Genomic DNA, 3,559 nt, shown 5'->3' with positions numbered 1-3,559 from the left:
CGGCCGGCCTGTGTTACGCGGGCGCCCTGTCACGACGATGGCGCTGCCGACCGGTGTCGGGATGCGTCGCCGCGCGCGGCCGCTGGACCGTCCACGCGCTGGCGATGCTCCCCGGCGCACCCGACCTCGACAAGGAGTCAGCCGCATGATGATCGTCCCCCTGCTGTGGCGGGAGGCGGCCCGGTTCCCCGCGTCCCTGGCACGGAGCGTCGCCCTGCTGGTCCTCGTCTTCCTCACCCACCTCGGACAGGCCGTGGCGATCGCCTGGTCGATGTCGGCGGTGCTGCACGGGCAGGCCCGGGAGGTGCTCGTCGCTCTGTCGCTGATCCTCGGGATCGCACTGCTGCGTCTGGTGCTCTCCCTGGGCCAGGCGTCGGCCGCCGCACATCTGGGCGGCCGGGTCAGGCAGGCGGTTCGCCGCCGCGCGATGCGGGCCGCGCTCGTGCCCGAGCGGCTGCACGACACCGCGGCCCGGGACGGCTCGATGCGTGCCAGCCTCGGTGACGGCGTCGACGGCATCGACGCCTACGTCTCCAAGTACGTTCCCGTCGTCATGCAGCTGCTCCTCACCTGCCCGATCGTCGTGACCGGCCTCCTGGTGCTCTCACCGTGGGCGGGACTGTGCGTCGCCGCCGGGGTCGTGCTGGCCCTGGCGGGGCCCATGGCGTGGAAACGGATGATGGCCCGGCGCGGACTCGACCACTGGGACAGCTACGAGGCGCTCAGCGCCGACCTGCTCGAATCCCTGCGCGGTATGGCCACCCTGCGCACGCTCGGTGACGTGCCCGGCACCCGCGACCGGTTGGACGCCCGCTCGGAGGCGCTGCGCAGGGCCACCGAACGGGTGATGCGCGGCTCCCTGGGCGAGACGGCCGTCACCGACGCGGCCGTCCAGGGGGGAGCGGTCGCGGCCGCCGCCGTCGCCGTCGCCCAGGCGGCCGCCGGGCAGGCCCCCGCCGTCGAGGTCTACCTGATCCTCCTGCTCTCCTCCGAGGCGTTCCGGCCCATCCGGGACCTCTCGCGGCACTGGCACGCCGGATTCCTCGGACTCACCGCGGTCCCCGGCCTCGACAGGATCGGGGCCTTCACCGAACGGAGCGACGCCGTCCCCGTCCACACCGCGTCCGGTCCCGGAGACGGCCGGGCGACCGGGGACCGACGTGCGGACGTGCTGCGTGCGGACGTGCTGCGTGCGGACGTGCTGCGTGTGGACGGTCTGAGCTTCCGTTACCCGGGCGCCCCGGGCGACGTCATCCACGACCTCGACCTGACCGCTCGGCGGGGCTCCCTCACCGCGATCGTCGGAGCCTCCGGGGCGGGCAAGTCCACCCTCTTCGACCTCCTCCTCGGCTTCCTCACCCCGCGCACCGGCGGCATCGACCTCGACGGTCGGCCCCTGCGCACCTCCGACATCGCCGTGGTCTCCCAGCGGCCGGTCCTCTTCGCCGGGACCGTCCGCGACAACCTCGCGGTCACCGGCGCCACCGCGGAGGCGGACCTCGTCGCGGCCTGCCGCGACGCGGGGATCCTCGACGAGATCCGGCGCTTCCCGCGCGGCTTCGACACCGAGGTCGCCGAAGCCGGCACCAGCCTGTCCGGCGGACAGCGCCAACGCCTCGCCCTGGCCCGCGCACTGTTGGCACGGCGCCCGGTCCTGCTCGTCGACGAGCCGACGAGCGCGTTGGACGCCGACCGCGCCGCGGACGTCATCCGGACTCTGCACCGGGTGGCCCGCGACCGCGTCGTCATCATGATCAGCCACCGCTCCGAGAGCCTCACCGAGGTCCCCCACGTGCTGAGCCTCGACTCCGGACACCTGAACAGGAGCGCCTCGTGAACACCCTCTCCGCGTTCCGCGCCTTTCGCGCGCTGCTGCCCGTCCTGCGGCCCGAATGGCGGGGGATGCTCTGGATCTACCTGGTCGGCACCGCGAGCGCGCTCGGCCTGGCCGGTCTGACCGTCCTCACGGCATGGGCGGTCGGCCACGCCGTCGTGGAGCGGACACCGCCCGGACCCCTCTGGTGGGCCCTGGTCCTTGGGCTCGTGCTGCTGCGCGTGGTTCTGACCTGGCGGGAGATGGACGTCTCCCATGCCCTGGCCTACCGTGTGCTGGCCCGGTTGAGGATGGCGCTGTTCGACGCCTACGCGCGCAGTGTTCCCGGCCGGCGCCGCGAGCACTCCGGACGCGCGGCCGCCGTCGCGATGGACGACATCGAAAAGCTCGAGTTCTTCTACGCCCACACGGTCGCCCAGCTCGGCGCCTCGCTCACCCTGTTCGTCGCCGTCCTGGCCACCGCGTCCGTCCTGTCGCCCGGAGCCGCGCTCGTCATGCTCCTGGGCGCCGCGGTCGTGGCGAGCAGCGCTCTGTACTGGGCGCGAGCGGCCAGGCGACTGGGCGAGCGGGAGCAGCGTGAGCGCTCGGACCTGTCCGAGCACATCGTCGACGCGCTCGGCGCGCTACGGGAGGTCCTCGCCTACGGACTCGCTCCCCGGATCATCGCCGAGACCAGCGCGGCCACCGCACGCGCCGCCGCCACCGCGCGACGGCGCGAACTGCTCTCGCACACGGTCACCGCCCTCCGGGAACTCATCCTCACCGCCGTGGTCATCGGCGTCATCGCCACCAGCGCCGCCGCCGCGGGCGTGCTCTCCGAAGGCGCCCAGGCACGGCTGGCCCCCGCGGACCTGCCCGCGCTGGTCGCTCTGGCCCTGACCGGCATCGCCGCGGTCGTCGACGCCACCGACACCCTCACCCGGCTCCATCCACTCGTCTCCGGCGCCGAACGCGTCGCCGCCGGAATCAACCGCCCCCCGGTCGTCGCCGTCCCCGAAGCGCCACGACAACTGCCCGCCGGGCCGCTCGGCCTCCGGTTCCGGGACGTGTCCTTCTCCTACGAGGGTCGACGGCCGACGCTCACGTCCTGGTCCGCCGAACTCGCCCCCGGCGAACACGTCGGGCTGGTCGGCCCCTCCGGCTCGGGCAAGAGCACCGTCATCGCCCTCGCGGCCCGGCTCTGGGACCCCTCGGCGGGCAGCGTCGAACTCGTCACGGCGGACGGCGGGGGCGTCTGCGTCGCCGATCTCGACGACGCGGCGCTGCGGGGGGCCGTCGCCCTGGTCGACCAGGACGCGGTGCTCTTCCACGGCACCGTCCGCGACAACCTGCTGCGCGGCTGCGGGCCGCGGTCCGACGAGGACCTGGCCGCCCTGCTCGAACGCGTCGAAGCGGCCTCCTGGATCGGTCTCGACGACGAACTCGGCGAGGCGGGTGTGCGGCTGTCCGGCGGCCAGAGGGCACGCCTGTGCCTCGCCCGCGCCCTCGCCCGCCGTCCGCGCGTCCTGCTTGTGGACGAGGTCACCGCCAGCCTCGACCCGGCCACCGAACGACTGGTCTCCGACGTCATCGCGCGATTCGACGGTACCGTCCTCATCGCCTCCCACCGGGCCGAGACCCTCGCCCGGCTCGAACGCGTCGTCGACGTGGCCGGGATCCCGCACACCGTGTAGGAGACGGGCGGCCGACTCCGCGCAACGACCGTCCCCACCTTCCCGGGAGACG

2 protein-coding genes are annotated in these 3,559 nt (G+C 73.9%); both read left to right on the top strand.

What is annotated here, in order from left to right; genetic code table 11:
- Window positions 1–145 precede the first annotated feature (145 nt).
- Window positions 146–1,837, top strand: coding sequence for an ATP-binding cassette domain-containing protein (locus D471_RS0112500; protein ID WP_017598922.1), 1,692 nt, complete (start codon window positions 146–148; stop codon window positions 1,835–1,837).
- On the top strand, window positions 1,834–3,507 hold the full coding sequence (locus D471_RS0112495; protein WP_017598921.1) for an ABC transporter ATP-binding protein: 1,674 nt from the start codon (window positions 1,834–1,836) through the stop codon (window positions 3,505–3,507). Before D471_RS0112500 ends, D471_RS0112495 begins: the two co-directional genes overlap by 4 nt.
- Window positions 3,508–3,559 lie beyond the last annotated feature (52 nt).

This window comes from Nocardiopsis lucentensis DSM 44048 (assembly GCF_000341125.1).
In the GTDB taxonomy this organism is placed as follows: Bacteria; Actinomycetota; Actinomycetes; order Streptosporangiales; family Streptosporangiaceae; genus Nocardiopsis; species Nocardiopsis lucentensis.
The sequence above is the reverse complement of the archived record's forward strand: the minus strand, read 5'-3'. Positions and strand labels throughout refer to the sequence as shown.